This is a genomic window from Inquilinus limosus MP06 (assembly GCF_000767795.1).
GTDB classification, from domain to species: Bacteria; Pseudomonadota; Alphaproteobacteria; order DSM-16000; family Inquilinaceae; genus Inquilinus; species Inquilinus limosus_E.
This window is the reverse complement of sequence record NZ_JANX01000490.1, coordinates 1-4,889: the sequence shown is the minus strand read 5'-3', so window position 1 is coordinate 4,889 and position 4,889 is coordinate 1. Positions and strand designations below refer to the sequence as shown.

Below are 4,889 nucleotides of genomic sequence, written 5' to 3'. Positions count from 1 at the left end.
CGCCAGCCCGGCGAGGAGGGCGAGGGCGCTGCAGCCCAGCCGCAGCCGCCGCGGCAGCAGGCCGGGCATCGATGGGGCGGCGGCGAGACGATGGGACGGGCGAGTCGGGACGCCAATGCCGGCCATCTGGGCTGCTCCGGGCTTAAGAAATTGGATATTCGGCGCGCGTTATCCTTCCTGTCCTATCGAGGACGCCGCGTGTCGTGCCATCCCGGGGTGGTGAAATTTTCGTGACGCCGCTCCGGCGCGGTCCGCTGCCCGCCGAAATGCGAGGAGGCGGCGATGGCCATCGCCGCCTCCTTCAGGTCTTGGCATCCGGGGAAGGCCTTCGGTCCTCACCCGGATGCCGGCTATCGGGTCCGTGTCCGGCCCGTGCTCAGAGCACGAGGTCGGCCGCCACCAGGGCGAGATTGCCCCGCAGCGTGATGTGGAAGTCCGACACGCCGTCGCCGTCGATGTCGCCGGCGATGGTGGTCGTGGTCGACGAGAGATGGGCGAAACGCAGCTCGCCGGCATGGTGGGTGTAGAGCCCCGCGCCGAGGAAGCTGAAGGCCTGGTCCCCCGCCGCGCCGGTGTTGGCGTCGATCCCGGAGAGATCGACCCGGTCGCCTTCGGCATGGCTGAAGTCGGTGATCAGGTCGGCTTGCGCCCCGACACGGCTGTCGCCGATCGCCGAGAAGCTGAACCGGTCGGCCCCGGCGCCGCCGGACAGGGTGTCCTGCCCGCCGCCGCCGACGAGCGTGTCGTTGCCCTCGAAGCCCCAGAAGTCGTTGTTGCCGGCATTGCCGATGATGGTGTCGGCGCCCTTGCCGCCGCTGACCTTCTCGATGCCGGCATAGGTGTCGCCCTCGGCCTCGCCGCCATGGCCGATTCCGGTCGCGAGATTGACCGTCACCGCGGCGGTGGCGCCGAAATAGCTGGCCCGGTCGCTGCCGTCGCCGCCGTCGAGCTGGTCGGCCCCGGCACCGCCGCGGAGGACGTCGTCGCCGGCGCGGCCATAGAGGGTGTCGTCGCCGGCGCCGCCCTCGAGCGTGTCGTTCCCGGCCGCGCCGATATTCGGCATCACCGGCGGGGGCGGGGTGACGGAGACGTTCAGCTCGTAGGAGCCGCCGGTCGGGACCGTCTGCTCCGGCTCGCCGGTGTCGTTGTCGTAATGGCCGACCACGATGTAGTAGGTCCCGGTCTCGCCGACCTTGAAGCTGAGGCCGGAATCGGTCCTGACGCTCGATCCCGGGTCGTTGCCCGCGTCGTCATTCTCGGCGATCACGGTGCCGTCGGCCCGCATCAGCCAGATGTAGCTGTCGTCCAGCCCGCCCGCGGTGTGGTCGAGATCGAGGGTGATGACCGTGCCGGCGTTGACCGTCAGCTTGTAGTAGCCGCCCTGGCCGTTGCCGGTGGCGGTCACCGTCGAATGCGCCAGGGTGGTGGCGTCGACGATGTCGGCATCGGCCGCCAGCGAGAAGTTGGCGGTCAGGTCGAAGGCGGCGGCGATCGAGTTGTTGGTCGCGCCCGTCCCCAGCGTGGCGTAGCCGTTGCCGGTGCCGACGCCGGTCACGGGGAAGGGGATGAAGTCGCCGTCGAGCGTGTCGTTCCCGGCGCCGCCCTTGAGGGTGTCGTCGCCGCCCTGGCCCACCAGCCTGTTGTCGCCGGCGTCGCCGGTGAGCGTGTCGTTGTGGCCGGAGCCCGCCAGGCCCTCGATCGAGATGAAGGTCTCCTCATGCGAGGCGGCATCCCCGAGGGAGACGTTGACCCCCGTGGCGCTGCCGTAATAGGCCGCCATGTCGAGGCCGGCGCCGCCATCCAGCGTGTCCTTGCCGCCGCCCCCGGCCAGGGTGTCGTCGCCCGCGGCGCCGGACAGCACGTTGACGCCGGTGTTGCCGATCAGCGTGTCGGCGAATTTCGAGCCGATCACGTTCTCGATGTTCACCAGCCGGTCGAACTGGTGCGTGGTCGTGGTGTCGCCCTCGCCGTCGCCGCCGCTGGCGGTGCCGTCCTGCAGGTTGACGGTCACGCCCTCGGTGGCCGGCGTCCGCGGCGGGCCGAACATCGGCTGCCGCTCGTCCAGCGTGTAGTCCGCCGTGTCGATGCCGTCGCCGCCGTCCAGGTAGTCGGCCCCGGCGCCGCCGATCAGCCGGTCGTCGCCGGCGTCGCCGCTCAGCACATCGCCGTCGCGCGCGCCCTCCAGCACGTCGTCGCCGTTGCCGCCGCTGAGGACGTCGCCGCCGCCGAGGCCGAGGAAGTAGTTGTCGGAATCGTTGCCGACGAAGCGGTCGATGCGGTCGTCCGACCCGATCAGGTTCTCGACGCTGAAGAAGGTGTCGCCGGAGGCGGTGCCGCCGCTGGCGACGTTGGTGACCAGGTTGACCAGCAGCTGGAACGGGCTCTCCATGCTGAAATCGACCGTGTCGTTGCCGTCGCCGCCGCGGAAGATGTCGACGCCGGCCATGCCGCGCATCAGGTCGTCGCCGGAGCCGCCGTCGATCACGTCGTCGCCGGCACCGCCATCGATGGTGTCGTTGCCGTCCTCGCCGAACAGCCTGTCGCCTCCGTCCCGGGTGTCGGGGCCGGTGATGGGCGGCAGGGTGTTGTTGCGGTCGCGGCTGTCATTGGTGTCGGCGCCGCCGACGATGATGTCGTTGCCGGCGCCGCCATGGATCTCGTCGGCGCCGTTGCCGCCGTCGATGCGGTCGTCTCCGCCATTGCCCAGCAGCTCGTTCTCGCCGTCATTGCCGATGATGATGTCGAGGAAGTCGCTGCCGACGCCCTTCTCGATATAGTACTCGGTCGCGTCGGCGTTGTGGCCGTCGAAGATGGCGACGTTGTTGGTGTGGCCGTTGACGCTGGAGAAGCGGCCCTCGCGCAGGTCCAGGATGGTGCTGGTGGTCGACCCGGAAAAATCGACCGTGTCGTGGCCGCCGGTGTCGTGGATCACGAAGCCGATGTCATGGGTCGCGCCGGTCGCCGTCAGCGTGTAGCCGAGCCTGGCGCTGCCGAAGCCGTAGACGTCGTCACCGGTGTTGAGCTGGATGTCCTGGTAGGTGCGGACGCCGTCGGTCACGGTGGAGAAGTAGTGCCGGATCACCGCCTCGATATCGGCGATGCCGGGGGTGGTGTTGGTCCAGGCCGTGGTCCCGCCGATGTCGATATTGTCGAAATACGACATCACCGAATATTGCTGGTTGTCGTAGACCCATTTGGCATCGTTGTAATAGGTGATCTGCGGGCCGCCGGGGCCGCCGTAATTGTAGAAGCCCGGATGGTTCAGGCCCCATTCATGGCCGAACTCGTGGATGAAGGTGTTGAAGATGTAGCCGCCGACCTCGGTCTTGTCCGGCTCGGTGTCGTGGAAGCGCTGGCCGACATTGACCAGGCGGCCGGAGGAGAAGGCGCTGCCGTCATTGGGCTGGCCGACCTCGGGGCTGACGACGCGGAGGTAGTCGGTGCTGGCGTTGTAGGCCCGGTCGTCGACGATGGTGAACTGCAGCGGCGTCACCGACGACCACATCTGCAGCGCGCCGATGGCGGCTTCCTTGTAGTTCGGATGGGCGTTGAGCCCGAACAGGTTCACCACGATCGGTTCCTGGGCCATCTCGGGCGTCAGCGGGCGCTGCAGGGCCCCGAGATAGTCGAGGAAGGTCTCGTAGTTGGTGTCCTTGTTAAACGGATTGTCCGGCGTCTGGTCGATGTTCTGCCAGTGATCGAGATCGTCCTGGCTGATCGTGAAGGTCCCGGCGGCCGCGTCCGCGCCTCCAACCGGAGTCGAATGCTCCTGCTGGTAGCCCATCTGGCACAGGATGCACATCTGTTCCCCCTATCAATGTTGGTCCCGGCTGGAGCCGTCGGGCTGCACGCATCCGGCAACGGGCCGAATCCCCGCCCGCGGATGCGGCGGCAGCTCCGATCGTGATCTCAGCGCGTGTGGGTCAGGTTTCGTCGGTTGCCGGCGGCGGATTTCGTCCGCCGCTTGCGCTCAGCGCATCCGCATCGCATCCGGCATTTCACCTATGGACATCGACCCCGGCGCAGCCTTGGTTGCGGCAGGGATGACGCATCGCCAGTCGGGAGGGATGTGGGCACCAGTATAAGGCGCCGCGGATATCCCGACGGGAAAAGGATGCTCATGGTTATCGATGTCCCCCTGTTTGCGGTCCGCCATCCGCCGAGACATCGGGCCGGGGAAACATGCTGCTTCGCCGGTCCAACCGCGCAACCATTACTTGACGGGCACCGATCGTCACGGCGCACATCCTGGCTTTTCCGCCCCCGGACCGGAGGCGACGCGCGATTCAAAAGCTCGACTGTTCTGCGTACCTCTGGCCGTCATCCTTCGGCAATGTAGCGGCCGCCGCAATCAAAAAAGCTCTCACTTCCGGTTGTTTCGGCAGGTTTCGTTGGTGCGCACACAGACATTCCCGCCAGGGGAGGGCAGATATTGCCGGGGTGGTCGCAAATCTATGCAGGAGATTATCCGAAATTATCATCAAAACCGTTGGATGCGCGGGATGCACCCTTCGGTGAGTCTGTGCGTCGGTCGATATGACTTACTTTTCCTTTGCAACCCACTGGTCGGAAGCCCGACAACGATCCCAACGGCAGATTCCGGCCGGGCCCGGGCGGGACGGTACAAGAATTCGCGGGCCGAAGGGCCGGCATCCGATGCGGATCGGCCGGAGAACCGTCCGATCTCCGGTTAACGGACCGTCGGCCACAACACCTAGCGCGACGCCTTGCTGTCGGCGCCCCATATCTTGTATGGTCCCCGACCCCGAACCCGGTCGAGATTCGCCGCCATGTCCGCCTTCCGCGCACGGTCCGCGTTCCTCGTCCTTCCCCCATCGCGGTGAGCCGAGAAAGACCACGCCCATGACCATGCTCGACTGGTCCGATAC

The 4,889-nt window shown here is 67.2% G+C and carries 1 protein-coding gene; it reads right to left on the bottom strand.

Annotated elements, in window-relative coordinates:
* Nucleotides 1–376: 376 nt before the first annotated feature.
* On the bottom strand, nt 377–3,802 hold the full coding sequence (locus tag P409_RS26690) for a M10 family metallopeptidase C-terminal domain-containing protein (protein ID WP_052121436.1): 3,426 nt from the start codon (nt 3,800–3,802) through the stop codon (nt 377–379).
* Nucleotides 3,803–4,889 lie beyond the last annotated feature (1,087 nt).